We start from the raw sequence: 18,513 nt of genomic DNA, 5'->3' as shown, positions 1-18,513 counted from the left end.
ATGCTGGTAAACAATTGCGCTAAGTTCAAATGGTAGAAAAATAAACGAATTATCCATTGGAATTTAGCAGGCATGATGCTACTTGAAGAAATATTCAAAAGTAAAAAGTCGGAACATACCGACCAATTTAATTTACGCATTCATCGAGGTTTAAGTTGGCTGAAAAAGTCGATTGATCTTCAAGATGATCTCGATTTGCAATTTATCAGTTTGTGGGTGTCCTTCAACGCAATATATGCGCAAGACTTACAGATTGCGCAGGACAAGCAAAGCTTAAGACAGTTTTTATATGTGATTTGCCAAAAGGATGCAGAGCATAAAATCTATAATATTTTATGGGAGCGTTTTAGCCAGCCGATACGGTTATTTTTAGATAATCCCTATGTTTATCAAGGTTTTTGGGATTATCAAAATCAAAAAATTAGCCATGACGCATGCAAAGAGGGCTTGGCGCATGAAAAACAAAAAGTACTGCACGCGCTTAAAGAAAAAGATTCCGTTGATATTTTAATGGTGCTGTTCAATCGCATGTATACGCTACGCAATCAAATGGTTCATGGCGGCGCGACCTATAAAAGTTCGGTCAATCGCAAACAGCTTCAAGACGGCTGCACAATACTGTCGGCACTTTTACCGGTATTTATAGTGGTTCTTTTGGAAAATGCAGAAACCTTGGATTTAGGCAAACCCTTTTATCCCGTAGTGCAGGTTAGTTAATTTTAAAAAAACTAAAGCCACAGTAATGTGGCTTTATTGCGGTGATGAATACTTCTCATTGTGGATATTTTAGTTGCCGCGCAGTATAGAGTTGATCGATCAATACAAAAAATCCAGCAGCAATGACTAAAGCAATCCCTGTCATGCAGGTGGTGGTCCAGCCGCCATGATGCCATGCAAATACGCCCAAAGCTGAACCACATGCACCACCGACAAAATAAAAAGTCATATAAATTGAATTGATTCGAGAGCGTGCAATCGGGTTGAGTTGGAAAATAATATTTTGATTACAGCTATGCACCATTGCCAAACCGAGGTTGATTAGACCATAGCCCAAAATATAAAAAGCAAGAGATGATCCACCCAAATACAGCAGTCCCCAACTGAGGGCTAAGATGCTGCAACCGAGCCAGGTTAATTTTCGGTTAAAGCCTAAATCTGCCCAACGACCAATCCACTGTGTTGATAGGGCACCAAACACACCAACTAAAGTCACGACACCGACCCAAACATCGGCCAACTGAAAAGGTGGCTCAGTCAGTAACATGGCAATGGTGGAAAACAGCATACTCATCGCGGCAAAGACACAGCCCCCAATCAGAGAACGGAAAATTAACCGCGGTTCATGTTTGAGTAATGCGCCCATTGACTGGAAAACTTGGCTGTAGGGCATCCGTGTGATGCTGACCACAGGCAGACGCTTTTTGAGTAAGACGGCTAATACCAACATCAAGAGAGCACTGAGGATGTAAATCGATTTCCAATGAAACAGATAGGACAATAAGCCAGAGAGACTGGTCGATAACAGAATGCCGACCAATAACCCACTCATTAAAAAGCCAACAACTGCCCCAATTTTTTCAGGTCGAATCGCAACCGTGACCAAAGGGATGAGGACCTGAGCAGCCACTGAAAATAGCCCGGTGATAATGGTTCCTGCCCAAAGCATGTATAGATTGGTTGAAAAAGCACAGAGGGCTAAACCGACAGTTGCACCAAGCATGAGCAGAGGAATAAATTTGGCTTTATTCACAATATCGCCAATCGGCACAATAAACAGTAGACCCAAAGCATAAGAAATTTGCGCAAAGGTGACGGTTAGCGCCACCTCTGATTGTGGAATTTGAAAGCTTTGTTGGATAGAAGCGACTAAAGGTTGGCAATAATAATTGGCACCCGCACATAAACCACATGCAGCAGCCATAAGCCACAACAAAGTTTTATCATGGCTAATGTCGATCGAGGCTTTCATAAATTTTCCAGATTTTGGGCGGAAGCGTATGCAAAGAATTTGCTGCCACGCTGTTGTGGTCACTATAAGGAAAATCAAACAGGTCTTAAAGTGTTTCTCTGTGAATAGTATCCAAGTAGGGGTTTAGGATTTCTTACTGAGACTGATCATCAAGACACCCAGCATATTCAGACCGCAACCGACCCATTGCCATAGGTTTAAATGTTCATTCAACAACGCGACAGCCAGTAAAATCGTTAAAATGGGCCCGATAGAGGCAATCATAGCCGATTGTGCAGCCCCAAGTCGGACGATACTTTGCATCATCAAAATGGTTGGAAGTACGGTAACCAATAGTCCGAGCGCTAAACCATACAGCCAGACATGACTCGGGAGTTGTTGAAGCAAAGCAATGGGCTGCGGTGTTGCAAATAGAAAATGAATAATCGTCCCAACGCAGGCTATGCTCAGAGCTAGACCGGTAAAGTGTAAAGAACCAAACTTTTGCATGAGGCCTGGCGTGAGTAATAAATAAATCGCAAACAATACGGCACTGGCAAAAACCAAACTACATCCGAGCCAAAAGTACTGATCATGTGGTGTGGCATTTTGTTCTTGTAGCATCACTAAAACTGTCCCGCCATAACTTAAAATCAGGGCAAGAATTGTTTTAAAACTTAGTGGCTTTTTGAATAAAACAGCGGAAGCCAGCACGGTTAATGTGGGATATAGGAAAAGTATAATTCGTTCAAGCGAAGCACTGATATACATCAAGCCACGGAAGTCGAGCCAGCTCGAAAAGTAATAGCCGATTAATCCTGAAATGAGTAAGAGCACCCAATCTTTTCGTTGAATCGTTTGATAAGAACGTCGACTCAGCCATGTAATGACCAAGAAAAACGGCAATGCACTCATCATGCGTAAGGCCATGAGGACAGTGGCATCGACAAGAGGAGAAAGTGCATAGGCTTGCTTAATAAAAATTGCTTTGGTACTAAACAAGAAGGCAGCAATCAGCGCAAAAATTGCACCGATGAAGTGCGGACTAAGGTTTCTTGACATAAGATAAGGTGTGCCTCATGACGACTGAACGAATTCGACAGCATTGTTCCGATAAGTTTGAACTGTCATTTTGATTATAAAAAATGCATGGTGCGAGTAAAAATGCAAAAAAAGAATAGTATTTATTCCTTTATACATAAGGGATTGCTACATCAAACATGAAAAACAGCGGAAGAAATGACCAATTTGTTTTTAAATTTTTTAAATCTCAACATGACTCGGCAGGTCAAATATATCAGGCAGAAACATTTAAGGTGAAAATTGCACACAAATGGTGCAATAGTGTTTTTTAGGGATAGAAAGTCAGTAGCGATATCATAATGCTAAATATTCAAAAAATTATTTTTTTAGCTAAAAAAGTCAATTCTAAGTTAAGGCGAAGCATCAGGTGGGGAGAGCAAGATCTCAATAAACCCGAAACGTGCGCAAAAATCCATCGGATATTCAAGCTGACCGATTTGACGAGACTGTGGCAGAAAAAAGTCAGTTTTCAATGCAGGTCAGCACGTCAAAACTGTCAAATGAGTCAACGAGCTGATGCAGTCTGCATGAAAGAGTGGCTTTACCTGACTTAAGTCGATTTTTCAAGACACGTTCAGGTCATTAGTTGTCGAATGAAAATGTCACAATGATCAACGCACTGAAACAATCTGCACTAAAACCAGCGAAATTATTTATGTTTTTGGTCTTAAGTAATATTAAAAAGTTATAAATAGGATAAAAATGAGTAATAAATCGACAAATAAAACTGAATAAATGAAATATCGCACTATTCTTTTCATGAATCATGAGTTCAAAATATGGGTATTTATTAAATAAATATTGGGTAGTATTTTAAAAAAGTTCAATTAGAATCCAAAAATTGTACAAAAACACATCCTGAGGGGAGACATCGCGGATTGCGATGTTTACTTAAGAAAAATTAGCTTGAGGAACGCTCATGCAGATCGGAATTCCAGCCGAAACTGTTGTCGGTGAAAATCGCGTCGCTGCGACGCCTGAAACAGTAAAGAAGTTGATCAGCGCTGGTCATAGCGTCGTTATTGAACGTGGAGCAGGGGTAAACGCTGCTTACATCGATAGTGCCTATGAACAAGTTGGTGCCAAAATTACGGATGATGCCTATACCGGTAGTCAAATGATTTTGAAAGTTCGTGCGCCTAAAGGTGACGAAATTCAAAAACTCACAGCGGGTACCACCGTTGTGGGGATGTTTGACCCTTACCGCAACACCGAACTTGACCAATTTGCGTCACAAAACGTGTCTGCATTTGCATTGGAACTTTTGCCACGGACCTTATCTCGTGCGCAAAACATGGACGTACTTTCATCTCAAGCCAACCTCTCAGGTTATAAATCTGTGCTTTTGGCTGCGGCAGAATATCAACGTATGTTCCCAATGCTGATGACAGCAGCAGGTACAGTAAAACCTGCACGTGTTGTGATCATGGGCGTAGGTGTCGCAGGCTTACAAGCCATTGCAACAGCGAAACGTTTAGGTGCCGTAGTTGAAGCCACTGACTTACGTCCTACAGCACGTGACCAAGTTGAATCTTTGGGTGGTAAATGGTTAGACGTACCAATGTCACCAGAAGAGCAACAAAAAGCAGCTGATGCTGCGAAAAATGGTTATGGCTGGATGCCGGGTGAAGACTACATTCGCGACCAAGCGATTATTGTTGATAAAGCCGTATCGAATGCTGACATCGTGATTACGACTGCATTATTGCCGGGTCGTGACGCACCACGTTTAATCAAAGCAGAAACTATTGCCAAAATGAAACCGGGCTCAATCATTCTAGATATGGCGGTTGAAACTGGCGGTAACGTTGAAGGTTCTGTTTGCGGCGAAAATGTCGTGACTGCCAATGGTGTGAAAATTCTTGGTATTCCAAATATTCCTTCAACAGTTTCGACTGAAGCGTCGGCACTGTATGCACGTAACGTTTTGAATTTCATTGAAACCCTGTTTGATAGCGAAAAGAACTTCGCAATTAACCCTGAAGAAGAAATTCAAAAAGCACTACTTGTCACTCATGGCGGCCAAGTGCTGCTGAAACGTGGTTAAGGAGAATCATCATGGTTGAAACGATTACTATTTTTGTCTTGGCAATCTTTGTTGGTTACTACGTGGTTTGGGGGGTAACACCTGCGCTACACACACCATTAATGGCTGTAACCAATGCTTTGTCATCGATCATTATCGTTGGTGCGATGATTCAAACCGTTGGTATCCCAGGTATTGTGGATGCAAGCGTACAGTTCCAAAGCATTAACGTGGTGAGTATTTTAGGTGCGATTGCCGTTTTCCTTGCAAGTATCAACATTTTTGGTGGCTTTGCGGTGACTGCACGTATGCTTGAAATGTTCAAACCTAAGCAAAAGAAAAAAGAGGGTTAATCCATGGAATTCATTAAAGAATATGCGGATTGGTTCTACCTGATTGGTGCCGTTCTTTTTATCTTAACGTTGCGCGGTTTGTCTGGTCCAAAAACTGCGATTCAGGGTAACCGTTACGGTATGATCGCAATGGCGATTGCTGTAATCACCACATTCTTTGTTGCAGATCATCCCGTGATTTGGATGATTGTGGGTGCAATGGTGTTGGGTGCAGTCGTTGGTATTGCACGTGCAAAAACAGTTCCGATGACTCAAATGCCTGAGACTGTGGCACTGATGCACTCATTGGTCGGTTTGGCTGCGGTACTGATTGCGATCGCTGCGATTCTACACAACAACCAATTGACTGCGGCATTCGCGGAGAATGAAGCGGTATTAACAGCAGCGGGTGTAGAACATGCCCACATGAGCAAAGTTCATTTATTTGAATTGTTTGTAGGCTGTTTCGTTGGTGCGATTACCTTCACAGCGTCGGTATTTGCTTACGGTAAATTGGCTGCGAAGAAATGGGCAAAAACCATTTCAGGTGGATGGGTAAAACCGGTTCAAGCCTTAATTTTCCTTGCGATGTTGGCGTGTGGTATCTACTTCTTTACCACAGGCAACATGAATGCTTTCTGGGCAATGACTGTTCTTGCACTTGCATTTGGTTGGGTATGGATTGCGCCAGTAGGCGGTGGTGATATGCCAGTGGTGGTATCGTTACTAAACTCGTTCTCAGGTTGGGCAGCAGCAGGGATTGGTTTCACGCTTGAAAACAACATGCTGATTGTTGCAGGTTCACTGGTTGGTTCATCGGGTGCAATTCTGTCTTACATCATGTGTAAAGCCATGAACCGTTCAATCATCAACGTTCTGTTTGGTGGTGCAATGGGTGGTACAGCAGTAGCTGCAGCGGATAATGGTGAAAAAGCACAGCGTAATCACCGTTCAGGTTCTGCAGACGATGCTGGCTTCTTGATGTCAAATGCGGATAGCGTGGTGATCGTACCGGGTTATGGTATGGCGCAAGGTCGTGCACAAAATGCCGTGAAAGAATTATGTGAAATCTTAAAAGAGCAAGGTGTAAAAGTTCGTTTTGCGATTCACCCTGTGGCAGGTCGTATGCCGGGTCACATGAACGTACTTTTAGCTGAAGCTGACGTTGCATATGAAGACATTCTTGAAATGGATGAGATCAACTCAGACTTCCCTGCAACAGATGTAGTACTGGTGATTGGTGCGAACGACGTGGTGAACCCAGCGGCAAAAGACGATCCAAGTTCTCCAATTTACGGTATGCCAATTCTTGAAGCGCATAAAGCACGTACCATTATGGTCATCAAACGCTCTATGGCTACAGGCTACGCAGGTCTAGATAATGACTTGTTCTATAACGATAAAACGATGATGATCTTCGGTGATGCGAAGAAAGTTGTGGAAGATATGACAAAAGCCATTAATGGCGGTGGTCATTAATCCATATTGCCAAAGTCCCGCTGTGATAAAGCGGGAATGAGGAAAATAAAAAACCACCTTCGGGTGGTTTTTTATTTTCTTCGCTTTTGATTAATTGATGCTTCACACTAAAAGTGCACAAATATTTAGCGCATCAGGTGCTTGAATCAAATTGATGCGTGTTTTGAAACAAAGGTGCAGATTGATACGCTGTTTTGTTTCATTAGATTTGATCTCAGCGATTCAGAACATCGTTGCGAACTTATTTTGTGACGCAATGCATTGAAAAATAATTAATTGTCTGAAATTTGGTATTCTTTTTGCACAGCATGGTTATTCTTGGGGGAATAATCATGAAAAAAACATACTTGATGGCACTGTTTCTGAGTGTCCTGACATCGACTGCATGGGCAGTTGACCCGCAAATCGCCAATAATATTCAAGAAATTCGTATTTCGCTCGACAGTATTTGGGTGGTACTGGGCGGTATCTTGGTGTTCTTTACGCAAGCCGGATTTGCCATGATCGAAAGTGGTTCAGTTCGCAGTAAAAATACCGTGAACGTACTCATGAAAAACTACATGGATGCCTGCTTGGGTGGTCTGGTGTTTTGGCTGGTGGGTTTTGGTCTGATGTTTGGGGTCAATACCACGGGCTGGTTTGGCTTAAGTCATTTTGCACCCGATCAACTGGATGATTGGCACTGGAACCTTCTATTTTTCCAAATGATGTTTGCTGCAACTGCAACCACCATTGCCAGTGGTGCCATGGCAGAGCGGATTCATTTTGTGGCTTATGTGGTGAGTGCGGCCGTTGTGTCAGGTCTGATTTATCCTGTCTTTGGTAGTTGGGCATGGGGCAGTTTATTTGGCGGAGACGGTTGGTTAAAAGCACTCGGGTTTATCGACTTTGCAGGTTCGACCGTGGTGCATTCTATGGGCGGCTGGGTGGCTTTAGCTGGCATCATCGTACTGGGCCCACGTTTGGGGCGATTTGGACACAATGGGCAAAGCCATTATTTACCGGGGCATAACTTACCTTTAGTGGCATTAGGTGGTTTTATTTTATGGTTAGCATGGTTTGGTTTTAATGCAGGCTCGACCATTAATGCCAATGTCAGCGTAGGGCGTATTGCTTTAAATACGCATCTTGCTGCGTGTGCGGCAGCGGTTGCATACATGTTGCTCTGCCTCATCCGATCTAAAGCCATTTTGATCCGCAGCACGATCAATGCCTCACTGGGTGGACTAGTTGCCATTACGGCAGGCTGTGCAACGATGTCTCCACTGTATGCGGTCATCACCGGTTTATGTGCAGGTGTTATGGTGACCTTCCTGCCAATGCTCATGGAAAAAATGAAACAGGATGATGTAGTGGATGCGGTGACGGTACATGGTTTCTGTGGCGCATGGGGAACATTGGCGGCAGGGATATTCCTTGAAAATAACATGTTTAATGGCGATGTCATCGCGATACAAGGGCTTGGAGTGATTACAGCCTTTTTATGGGGCTTTGGCGTTGCGTTCATTGTATTTAAGGTCTTGGACAAATTGTTGGGTGGCTTACGTGTGAGTAAGCAACATGAACAACGGGGTTTGGACTATACCGAACATGCTGAATTGTCTTATCCCGAGTTTCAAAAAGATGTGACTTTTGAAACGGATGATATGACCAAACGTCATTAACAGGAGTAAAGCAATGAGCACCGAACTGTTGAATTTGGCACAACGCCGCGAAGCTTTAGAAAAAGGCTTACAACAATTTATTCATGGGACGTTACTCGACAGTGCGCTACGGCACTGGGAGCAGCAGTACAGCATGAAACCGTCATTTGTCTTGAATCGCTTCTTAAATGATATCTGTACCACAGAGGAGCTTCGCTTTTATCGTAAAGATATGCTGAAGCAAGTCTTGTATGAGTTATCTACCTTAGAAAAGCAGGAACTGTTAAGGGTTGAAAAACCGCAGGAGCAGGAGCAAAAAGACGAGCTCATTGCAGAGACCATTAGCGAAGCTTTTTTAGGCTTTATCGAGTCAGTCATGCTGACGGTGAAATCTACAGATCAGGCTGATTTCACCCAAGATGTGATTGAGCAATTAGAAGAAATCGGGCTGGCAATTGCGGCAAATGCACAAATTAATTCAGCGAGTTTTGTCGAGTTTTTGCCCTTGACCAGTTATGCCAAAGTTTTAACGAGCATCTATGAAGTGTATTGTGACTTTTATGGACCGATGCGTGCGGACCAAGTTTATGCACAAACCAAGCTGAAAATTAAAGCCAACTATCCTGAGGTGGATTTACACCAACTGCTTTAGTGTAGGGGGTAAAACACCATGAAGCTGATTGTCCGTGTATGAAATCAAGGGATAAAAAAAACGACCTATTTAGGTCGCTTTTTTCTGGAAGCTTAAGCTACAGTTTCTGGAGCTGTACGCCATAAGCTTTCTAGATCATAGAATTTACGTGCTGTAGGTAACATCACATGTACCACTACAAAACCGAGATCAATCAGGATCCATTCTGCATCACGTTCACCTTCAACGCCAATCGGGCGGAATCCAGCTTTACGTGCTTCTTCTGCCACGTTGTCTGCAAGAGACTTAATGTGACGAGTTGAAGTACCGCTCGCAATTACAATCGCATCTGCGACATTGCTGATTGCTTTGATATCAAGTTCAACAATATCTTTGGCTTTTACATCTTCAAGTGCTTCACGTACAACAGCTAAACAAGCTTGTACATCTTTGATATTTGCGAGATCGTGAGAATTAGAAGCGCTGGGCGATGGTTCTAAATTCATAGAGGGTATGATTTCCTGACAATTTTACATGTTCTAATATAGCGGTTTTGTTGATGAATTTCAAATCAACACGTCATTGACCATTGGCTAAATGAGGGAAGTATTTGTCTTTCCACGCAAAAGAATGTGATGAGTTGCTTCGTGGTCGGTATTCAGCCGCGATGTAACCTGTATATTGGCTTTGATCTAACCATTTAAAAATCTCAGCAAATGGAATCTGCGCTGAGTCAGGTTCATGTCGCCCCGGACAGTCAGCAAACTGTATGTGACCGATATCCTGAATATTTTCTGCCAAAGTACTGAGAATATCTTCACCCATCATCGCCATGTGGTAGCAGTCATATTGCATCTTCAAAGTAGAGTGTTGTACAGCTTCAAGCATTTCCTGAGCTTGGGCAATATTTTGGACCAAAAAGCGCGGCATATCAGTGCCATTAATCATTTCAAATACCGGTTGAATATGATGTTCAGACAACATGTGGCACGCCAGTTTGAGGTTGCTCGACAAGGTATTTAAACATGGGAGCAAGTCAGCATCTTGTGGCTGTTTGCCGGCTAAAATATTGACACTCGGTACATTTAACGCAGTGGCATAGCGAATGCATTGTTCTAAGGCCTGATGAAATTGATTTTCACGCCCCGGAACTCCCGCAAGACCATCACCGCCTTGCATCAAATCACCCGCAGGGACATTGATTAAACACAGGCTTAAATCATTAATGGTGAGTTGGGTTTGGATCTGCTCAATACTCAGCTCATACGGAAACTGAATTTCTACATGCTTAAAACCGTGTTCACGAGCCAAAGCAAAACGCTCTAACAACGGCACTTCGGTAAAAATCATGGATAAATTAACCGCGAGCTGAGTCATGTATATCGTCCTTGAAGCAATTTACTTCTAAAGTGAAAGTCGTTAGTTTTGTTCGACATGTTGAATGATGGTGGCTAAATCTTTTTCTGCAAAACCATTGTCCTGATGGGCTTTGAGTTGCGATAAAGCTAGGCTGGCAACAGGGATGCTTAATTCAAACTGGGCAGCCAGTTGGACTGCATTATTCAGGTCTTTAGATAAAGTTTGAACTTTCCATTGCACGGGTTCGAACTGATGCGTTGCCATACGTGGGGTTAAAATCTGAAAAGGCTTTGAATCTGCAAATCCACCGGCAAGCGCTGGTGCCAATAACGTGGTGTCTACACCTGATTTCTCGGCCAATGCGACAGCTTCTGCGATTAACGTGCTATTGGCAGCGACGATCAGCTGATTACAAATTTTGGTGGCTTGACCTGTACCTGAGTCGCCCATGCGGGTAACACGTTGAGATAAAACATTGTAAATCAGACTCAAATCTTGAATCGTTTGAGCATCACCACCGGCAAAGATCACCAAAGTGCCTTGCTCAGCGCCTGCTGTGCCCCCCGAAACAGGCGAGTCAATCCAAGTGACTTGTTTTAATTTTGCAGCATGAGCCAATTGATGGGTTTGATTCACAGAAAGACTCGAGAAGTCGACAATAATTTGTCCTGCCGCTAAATGATTTTCGATGCTTGCATACACCGCGGCAACAGCAGCATCATCTGCGAGACAAGATAAAACCACAGGATAATGGGCAATCTTGTCCAATTGAAGCGCTGTCGCGCCAATCGCAATCAACTCATCACACGCAGCGGCAGTTCTGTTCCATACCGCAACTTCAAATCCTGCCTGAATGAGGCGCGTGGCCATGCGGCTACCCATCAGCCCCATACCTAGAAATGCAATTTTTGTATTACGATCAAACGCCATGTGCTGTACTCAATCTATCCTGTGTGACTATTTTACTTATATTGGCGTGGTAAAAACTGAACCTCTGGGTTCTTGTCTTTTTTACGTGCCAATTGGCTGTTTTTGCCGAGCAGTAATTTTAATTGCCAGATTTTTTCTAAGCGTAAAGAACGTTTTGGACTATGTTCCATGGCATCTAGTACTTGTTTTGCCGCTGCCAAGGCATCTGGTGAACGTTGTGATAATTCTTCAGCTAACTGCTGCGCTTGAAGCAAAGGCTGTTCATTTAAATGCGTCACTAAGCCAATTTCCTTGGCATATTCTGCGTCAAAAATACGTGCTGTTAAGGTTAATTCCTTGGCTAAATCCAGTCCAATCACACCTTTAAGTGAGCGAGTTAAGCCCATGTCGGGTACTAAGCCCCAACGACTTTCCATAATCGACATTTGCGTTTTCGGGTGGGCAATACGGATATCGGCAGCCAAGGCAAGTTGCATGCCTGCACCAAAGCAAAAGCCTTCAAGTGCGGCAATCACCGGCACAGGAAGCTGCTGCCAAATCAGGAAGGCTTTTTGAAATAAACTTTGACCGGGCTTTAACAGTTCCCACGCAGCATAGGCACGATTTTTCGGATCATTCAGGTCAGCCAAATCAATGCCAGCACTAAATACATTGGCTTCACCCGTTAAAATGACACAGCGTAAGCTACGATCTTTTTTTAATTTTTCAGCGGTGCTGACCAATTCTTTGAGCAATGCAAAGCTCATTGCATTACGTTTTTCTGGACGGTTTAAGTAAACCGTTGCAATGCCATTATTTTTTTCTACACGTAATAAAGCCATGGTAATTACTCTCGTTGTTTCTGCGCCCGAGCATAGCATGCACCCTGACAGGATACATGACAGTGCAGTCACAACAGAAGCTGGACGGCACTGACTTTAGTCGGACTGCGCTTAATTATTTTGTTTGGCTAAGATTTGTTGAGCTGCGTGTTCAACTTGCGCCATGACATTTTTTAACTCATCAAAACGGTTCAGGGTTTCTTGAACAAATGCGTCATCCGCTTTACGGCGTTCCTTACGTAAGGTCGATACAAATTGCTCAAATTGACCTGAAACCTCTTGGAGGGTCGGAGCGCCCACATAGCGGGTTGCGCCATAAAGCCGATGTAGCACATGCTCTAATTGTGGAAAATCTTCATCTTCGATGAGCTGTGCCATTTCATGGATTTCTTGCTCAAAGCTATCGACGAGCATTTTCAGTAAATCGACTGCAAGGTCTTCTTTATTCGCGGCCAACTGCAAGCTTTGTTGCCAATCTAAAATGCTCGGCTCTAGGGCTTCAATCACTGAACTGCGCTCTAAAACCGGCACTTTCTTAAAGTTATCGGTAGTCCATTGGGTCAAGATTTGAATAATTTGATCCATTTGAATGGGCTTGGTGACATAGTCATCCATACCACTTTGCAGAAGCTTTTGTTTTTCATCAGAGAGCGCATGTGCCGTCAAAGCGATAATTGGAAGGCGCTTATGATTTTCAAAAGTCGACTCAAGTGAACGAATGGCACGCGTGGTATCGACACCTGACATCACTGGCATTTGAATATCCATAAAGATGAGGTCAAAAGCTGCCAAACCTTGCTCTTGGCGAGCCTGAATGATTTCAATGGCTTCTTGTCCACTCAAAGCCTTAGTGGTTTTAACATTTAACTCAGAGAGCAGGGCTTCAAGCACAATCAGGTTTGGTAAATGATCGTCGACTGCCAAAATATGCAGACCTTGACCATTAAATTCTTCATGTTGCTCTTGATCAAACCACGGCTCATTACTCAACAACTGAATCAGCGCTGTACGGCTGAGTGGTTGATGCAATGGACGGGCACGGTACTCGTTCAACATGTTTGGATCGAGCATCATTTGGTAGCCATAAACCGCTAAGTTACCGCTATAACGATGACGAATTTCTTTGAGTAAGGCTTCAGAGTCGCCGCTATGATCGACGATCAACCAAGTATTTTCATTGGTTTGCAACTGATTGAGGCGACTAAATAAATCTAGGATTGACTGCGTTTCAATATGTTCAACATCATAATTTTCTAAATAATGACGTAGGACATTGGCAGTTGCTGGATGTGCCAAGTAGGAAACGACTTGGAGATTGCTAAATTGTGGATGCACAATTTCAATTTCTTCATCGACTACAAAGCGCGCAGTAAACCAGAAGGTTGAACCTTTTTCCGTTGGGGCACGTTCTTGGTTATCTTCAAAACCAATTTGTCCATGCATCAGGCTGACCAATTGTTTGGAGATGGCAAGGCCTAAACCTGTACCACCAAATTGGCGGGTCACAGATGCATCACCTTGCGAAAAGGATTCAAACAGTTTCTTACGGTCGGTACCGCTTAAGCCAATTCCACTGTCTTGGACACTAAAGTGCAGCAGACATTGACCGATGTCATCGTGCTCCATACGGACACGGACAATAATTTCACCATCTGGAGTGAATTTAATTGCATTTGAGATTAAGTTGGTCAAAATTTGCTTGAAGCGTAGGACATCACCAACCACAAATTTTGGCACATTGTCAGCATAGTAGAAGGTCATATCGATGTGTTTTTGTGCTGCCAATGGGGACAACATATCCATCACATCAAAGACGGCTTCTTCTAAGTCGAATTGCGCAGTTTCGAGTTCTAGTTTGCCTGCATCGATTTTCGAGAAATCAAGCACGTCATTAATTAAAGCCAATAAATGCGCAGAAGATTTACGAATCGTTTGTAGATATAAATTTTGTTCATTACTGAGGTTGCCTTGGCGCAGTAAAAGATGAATAAAGCCATCAATACTGTTCAGCGGTGTGCGCAGTTCATGGGAAATATTGGCCAAAAACACCGATTTTGATTGGTTGGCTTGAATTGCTTGGTCACGTGCTTGACGGTAGGTAATATTTTGCACTTCTAAAGTATCAAGCGTGCGTCTTAAGTCATCTTCCGTTTGTTCGGTATGTTCACGTAGCTCTAAGAAACTGAAATGTAAGCGTTTAACCACATTGGCTATATCACGCTGTAATAACCGGAGTTCTCCAGTACTGTTAATGATCATGTGCTGATCTAGAGTGTCGGCATTTAAACGTTGTAACTGCATGCGAATTTCGTACATTGGTGCGATCCAACGACGTGAATAAAAATTCAAACACAGCAAAAGTAATAAGAGCGTCAATAAACCCGTTGCAATCAACACGATTAACACGCGATAGCGGGCAATTTGCAGCGGTTGATTGTCCAGTTCAATGCTTAACCATGCTGGGGTCTGGGTTGAATCTGAAATTTTCAGGGCATAAATATGGTTACCCTGATGTGCAATCGGTCCAATAAAAGATGCTTTACTGTTTAAAGCAGGCCAAATATCTTGATCTTGAAAGCCAATGCTCAGGCGGTTGTTGCCTTTGAGATCTAAAATCGCGGCACGAATCAAATGTTTTTCGTTCAACATGCTTTGCATGGCATTACGAGCTTGATCAAACTGCCAAGGGTAATGATTCAGCAAATCAATCGCAGATTCTGACGTGGGTTGATAGCGTGTCAGAATCGCGACAGCCATTTGTTTTTGTTGTGCTTTGGCTGCATTGGAGGTTTCTGTTATTACCAACATCGCACCGACACAAGCCAAAATGGTGATCGGCACGAAAATAAGTGCAATCAACTGACCATAGGCATGATTTAAGTGTAGGCGTTTAAAAAGCTTTTTGTTGATATTTGACATGGTTTAAGCAGTTTATTCCTTATGCCCCGAATATTAGCATGGATTATTTAAAACTGATTGCGCTTTAATCACTTTCGCGAAAAAGCGAGGCAAATGGGTGCAGGCAAAGGCATTTTTTCATACAATAGGCGCACCTCGATATAGGTGTGAATAATGAGTAATACAACCCCTGATTTTCAAGCAGACGATTTTTTATTAGACCATTACGTCGGCAACACGCCGTTAGTGCGTTTACAGCGTCTGGCAAGTCATACTCAAGCAACAGTATTAGCCAAGTTAGAAGGCAATAACCCAGCGGGTTCGGTCAAAGATCGCCCTGCATATAACATGATTATGCAAGCGGAAAAGCGTGGTCAGATTAAACCGGGTGATACGTTGATTGAAGCGACGAGCGGAAATACAGGGATTGCTTTAGCTATGGTTGCAGCAATGCGTGGCTATAAAATGACCTTGATCATGCCTGCAAGTTCTAGCCAAGAGCGTAAAGATGCCATGCGTGCCTACGGTGCTGAACTGATCGAATCTGAAAACATGGAAGAAGCACGTGATCTTGCCCTTCAAATGGAAAAAGACGGCAAAGGTTTAGTCCTAAACCAGTTTGGTAACCCGGACAATGTGGAAGCACATTACCTCACTACGGGGCCTGAGATTTGGAAACAAACAGGCGGTAAAATTACACATTTCGTCAGCTCAATGGGAACCACTGGGACCATTATGGGGATTTCGAAATATTTAAAAGAACAAAATCCGGATATTCAAATTGTCGGTTTACAACCGTCTGAAGGCTCAAATATTGCTGGTATTCGCCGTTGGCCACAAGAATATCTTCCTACGATTTTTGACCCTTCACGTGTTGATCGCATTATGGATATTCCGCAAATTGAAGCGGAAAAAACGGCTCGTCGTTTAGCACGTACAGAAGGTATCAGTGCAGGTACATCATCGGGTGGTGCGGTATGGGCTTCAGTTAAATTGGCTGAAGAAAATCCGGATGCCGTGATTGTTTGCATCGTATGTGACCGTGGTGACCGCTACTTGTCTACTGGTCTATTCTCTGTTGTTGATCCTGAATAATTACAGTGGCCGATCGGCACTGGTGAGTACTTATGCGTTTACCTGTTTTAATTTTTGATATCGAAACACTGACAGATTTGAAGTCAGGTGCGCATTTGTATGGACTGGATCTGCCTGAGGTGGATCTAGATGCTGCGCTGACTAAACTGCGTCGCCAAGAGGCGGGCACGGATTTTCAGCGTTTGGCCTTGCATGAAATTGTCTGTATCTCTGGACTATGGATTGATGAAAAGGGCATGAAGTTGTTTTCATTTAGCCGTGAAGACAATAGCGAAGCTGAAATTTTAAAAAAATTCGTTTCTATTTTTGAAAAGCGTCATCCGACCTTGGTCAGTTGGAACGGTTCACAGTTTGATTTGCCTGTGATTTTGTTCCGTGCCATGTATCACGGACTATCTGCACCAAGTTTGTTCGATCAGGGCGAGATTGATACGCAAAAGCGCTATAATAACTACCAGAATCGTTATCATCATCGTCATGTAGATTTGATGGATGTCATGGCCATGTTCCATGGTCGTCATTTTCAAAAGCTCGACGATGCAGCACATTTACTTGGTTTCCCCGGTAAACGTGGTGATGGTGGCTACCATGTGCCTGAATATGTGCGTGAACAACAGTGGATGGAACTGACCAGCTACTGTGAAGGTGATGTGCTCAATACATGGTTGATTTATTTACGCTGGCTGTTGCTGAAAGGACAGTTATTGTTAAATGATCATCAGCACCTGATTCAAAGCACGATTCAATATTTACAAACTCAGCCGCAACACGCTGATTTTTTATCGGTATGGCAGCAAACCTCGCAACGTACCGAATTCACCCAATCTGATTTCCCATCTTCCACACATTAGGTACGCATGAAACACAAAGCCAAACCCCAAAAAGCCCAACAACCCATTTATACATTTCAGGTTGAATCGCTTTCACATGAGGGGCGAGGCATAGCGCACTTTGGGACGCATCCAGATCATCCTGCGGAAAAACACGGTAAGAAAGTATTTATTCGTTATGCATTGCCAGGTGAAACGGTGCGTGCGCGTATTACTAATGTCGTTAAGCGTCTCGAAGAAGCAGATAGTCTGGAATTGCTGAGTGAAGAGTCTGCTCTACGGGTTAAACCGGCCTGCCCACATTATGGGGTCTGTGGTGGGTGTAGCATGCAGCATATTCATCCCGACGAGCAAATTCGTTTAAAACAAGATGTTTTACAATCACATTTGCAACATTTTGCTGGGATACAACCTGATCAATGGTTAGCTCCTTTACGTTCATTGCGTGAAGATTACCGTCGCAAAGCACGTATTGGTGTGCGTTACCTACCTGCAAAAGATAAGCTTGTGGTTGGCTTTCGTGAAAGCCAGTCAAATAAACTGACTTCGATTGACCGTTGTATGGTGTTGGATCGTGAGTTTGACTCCATCACCACACTCAAACAACTGTTACAAGGTTTGCAAGGTAAAGCAGATATTGGGCATATAGAACTGGCCATGGGAGATCAAGAAATTGCTCTCCTGATTCGTCATACGGCGGAACTTTGCGCGGAAGATGTCAACCAATTAGTAAAATTTGCGTTACATAAAGAGTGGCAACTGTACTTACAACCTGAAGGGCCAGACAGCTTACATCGCGTGGATCATCCCGATGCACCGATGCGTCTGCACTATGGTCTAAGTGACTTTGGTGTGGAATTTGGCTTTAATCCACAAGACTTCACGCAAGTGAATTCCACGATTAATCCGCAAATGGTGAAACTGGCATGTGAATTGCTTCAGTTACAACAAGGTGAGCGAGTTCTAGATCTGTTTTGTGGCTTAGGAAACTTTTCTTTACCACTTGCTCAATGTGTGGGTTCAACGGGTCAAGTCATTGCAGTTGAAGGGAGTGAAGAAATGGTTCAGCGTGGTGCAGAAAATGCACAAAACAATGGCCTTTCGCAACTGAAATTTTATTCACAAGATTTAACAAAAGATTTTTCGCATCATTCTTGGGCAAAACAAGGATTTGATGCATTATTGATAGACCCACCACGTTCTGGTGCAGAAGAAATAATGCGTTATGTGCCCAAATTTGGTGCAAAAAGAATCGTTTATGTGTCATGTAATCCTGCAACACTAGCACGCGATGCTGGAATGCTGGTACAACAAGGCTACCGTTTGAAAAAAGCGGGTGTCATGGACATGTTTACCCATACAGGGCATGTCGAATCGATTGCTTTGTTCGAAAAAGAAAATCAGATAAACGATTAAAAGTTATGAAGCGTAGAAAACT

16 protein-coding genes are annotated in these 18,513 nt (G+C 43.2%); 9 read left to right on the top strand and 7 right to left on the bottom strand.

Translation table 11 applies throughout. The features are described from left to right. Window positions 1-72 precede the first annotated feature (72 nt). The gene (locus FTV50_RS12240; protein ID WP_180024572.1) at window positions 73-717 is read left to right on the top strand and encodes a HEPN domain-containing protein; all 645 of its coding nucleotides are present in this window, start codon (window positions 73-75) and stop codon (window positions 715-717) included. A 55-nt stretch (window positions 718-772) separates the two neighbouring features. Here the strand turns inward: FTV50_RS12240 and FTV50_RS12235 are convergent, their stop codons facing one another. Together FTV50_RS12235 and FTV50_RS12230 are read right to left on the bottom strand one after the other, a co-directional pair. Next, window positions 773-1,969, bottom strand: coding sequence for an MFS transporter (locus FTV50_RS12235; RefSeq protein ID WP_180024571.1), 1,197 nt, complete (start codon window positions 1,967-1,969; stop codon window positions 773-775). Window positions 1,970-2,092: 123 nt separating this feature from the next. Beyond that, entirely contained in the window at window positions 2,093-3,010 is a 918-nt protein-coding gene (locus FTV50_RS12230) for a DMT family transporter (protein ID WP_180024570.1), read from the bottom strand. Between the two features lie 940 nt (window positions 3,011-3,950). Between FTV50_RS12230 and FTV50_RS12225 the strand changes: the two genes are divergently transcribed. The 5 genes from FTV50_RS12225 to FTV50_RS12205 all read left to right on the top strand — a co-directional run bounded on the left by FTV50_RS12225 (window position 3,951) and on the right by FTV50_RS12205 (window position 9,163). Continuing rightward, on the top strand, window positions 3,951-5,078 hold the full coding sequence (locus tag FTV50_RS12225; protein ID WP_180024569.1) for a Re/Si-specific NAD(P)(+) transhydrogenase subunit alpha: 1,128 nt from the start codon (window positions 3,951-3,953) through the stop codon (window positions 5,076-5,078). A gap of 11 nt (window positions 5,079-5,089) precedes the next feature. Then, complete coding sequence (locus FTV50_RS12220; protein ID WP_078191287.1) at window positions 5,090-5,410, top strand: proton-translocating transhydrogenase family protein; 321 nt, start codon at window positions 5,090-5,092, stop codon at window positions 5,408-5,410. A gap of 3 nt (window positions 5,411-5,413) precedes the next feature. Further along, the gene (locus FTV50_RS12215; protein ID WP_078191286.1) at window positions 5,414-6,868 is read left to right on the top strand and encodes an NAD(P)(+) transhydrogenase (Re/Si-specific) subunit beta; all 1,455 of its coding nucleotides are present in this window, start codon (window positions 5,414-5,416) and stop codon (window positions 6,866-6,868) included. Window positions 6,869-7,200: 332 nt separating this feature from the next. Beyond that, window positions 7,201-8,532 (top strand): ammonium transporter, encoded by a 1,332-nt coding sequence (locus FTV50_RS12210; protein WP_180024568.1) that lies wholly within the window; start codon window positions 7,201-7,203, stop codon window positions 8,530-8,532. 13 nt (window positions 8,533-8,545) lie between these two features. Continuing rightward, window positions 8,546-9,163: a hypothetical protein gene (locus FTV50_RS12205; RefSeq protein ID WP_180024567.1), complete on the top strand. Its 618-nt coding sequence runs from the start codon at window positions 8,546-8,548 to the stop codon at window positions 9,161-9,163. Between the two features lie 92 nt (window positions 9,164-9,255). Here FTV50_RS12205 and rsfS read toward each other — a convergent pair whose 3' ends face one another. The 5 genes from rsfS to FTV50_RS12180 all read right to left on the bottom strand — a co-directional run bounded on the left by rsfS (window position 9,256) and on the right by FTV50_RS12180 (window position 15,171). Further along, entirely contained in the window at window positions 9,256-9,648 is a 393-nt protein-coding gene (rsfS, locus tag FTV50_RS12200; protein ID WP_086178424.1) for a ribosome silencing factor, read from the bottom strand. A 73-nt stretch (window positions 9,649-9,721) separates the two neighbouring features. Beyond that, entirely contained in the window at window positions 9,722-10,519 is a 798-nt protein-coding gene (locus FTV50_RS12195; RefSeq protein WP_078191282.1) for a hydroxypyruvate isomerase family protein, read from the bottom strand. A gap of 42 nt (window positions 10,520-10,561) precedes the next feature. Next, complete coding sequence (locus FTV50_RS12190; protein WP_180024566.1) at window positions 10,562-11,431, bottom strand: NAD(P)-dependent oxidoreductase; 870 nt, start codon at window positions 11,429-11,431, stop codon at window positions 10,562-10,564. A 32-nt stretch (window positions 11,432-11,463) separates the two neighbouring features. Then, window positions 11,464-12,252: a crotonase/enoyl-CoA hydratase family protein gene (locus FTV50_RS12185; protein ID WP_180009005.1), complete on the bottom strand. Its 789-nt coding sequence runs from the start codon at window positions 12,250-12,252 to the stop codon at window positions 11,464-11,466. A 111-nt stretch (window positions 12,253-12,363) separates the two neighbouring features. Then, window positions 12,364-15,171 carry an ATP-binding protein gene (locus tag FTV50_RS12180; RefSeq protein WP_180024565.1) on the bottom strand — a complete coding sequence of 936 codons (2,808 nt, stop codon included), beginning with the start codon at window positions 15,169-15,171 and terminating at the stop codon, window positions 12,364-12,366. A 153-nt stretch (window positions 15,172-15,324) separates the two neighbouring features. On the opposite strand from FTV50_RS12180, the gene cysM reads away from it, so the two are divergent. From cysM to rlmD, 3 genes are read left to right on the top strand one after another with little or no spacing between them, the layout of a single operon-like run. Further along, the gene (gene cysM / locus FTV50_RS12175) at window positions 15,325-16,245 is read left to right on the top strand and encodes a cysteine synthase CysM (protein WP_078191278.1); all 921 of its coding nucleotides are present in this window, start codon (window positions 15,325-15,327) and stop codon (window positions 16,243-16,245) included. A gap of 32 nt (window positions 16,246-16,277) precedes the next feature. After that, window positions 16,278-17,096, top strand: coding sequence for a 3'-5' exonuclease (locus FTV50_RS12170; protein ID WP_180004601.1), 819 nt, complete (start codon window positions 16,278-16,280; stop codon window positions 17,094-17,096). A gap of 6 nt (window positions 17,097-17,102) precedes the next feature. After that, window positions 17,103-18,491 (top strand): 23S rRNA (uracil(1939)-C(5))-methyltransferase RlmD, encoded by a 1,389-nt coding sequence (gene rlmD, locus FTV50_RS12165; protein WP_180024564.1) that lies wholly within the window; start codon window positions 17,103-17,105, stop codon window positions 18,489-18,491. Window positions 18,492-18,513: the final 22 nt, after the last annotated feature.

The organism is Acinetobacter sp. YH1901134, assembly GCF_013416965.1.
In the GTDB taxonomy this organism is placed as follows: Bacteria; Pseudomonadota; Gammaproteobacteria; order Pseudomonadales; family Moraxellaceae; genus Acinetobacter; species Acinetobacter amyesii.
This window is presented reverse-complemented; position numbering and strand designations above follow the sequence as displayed.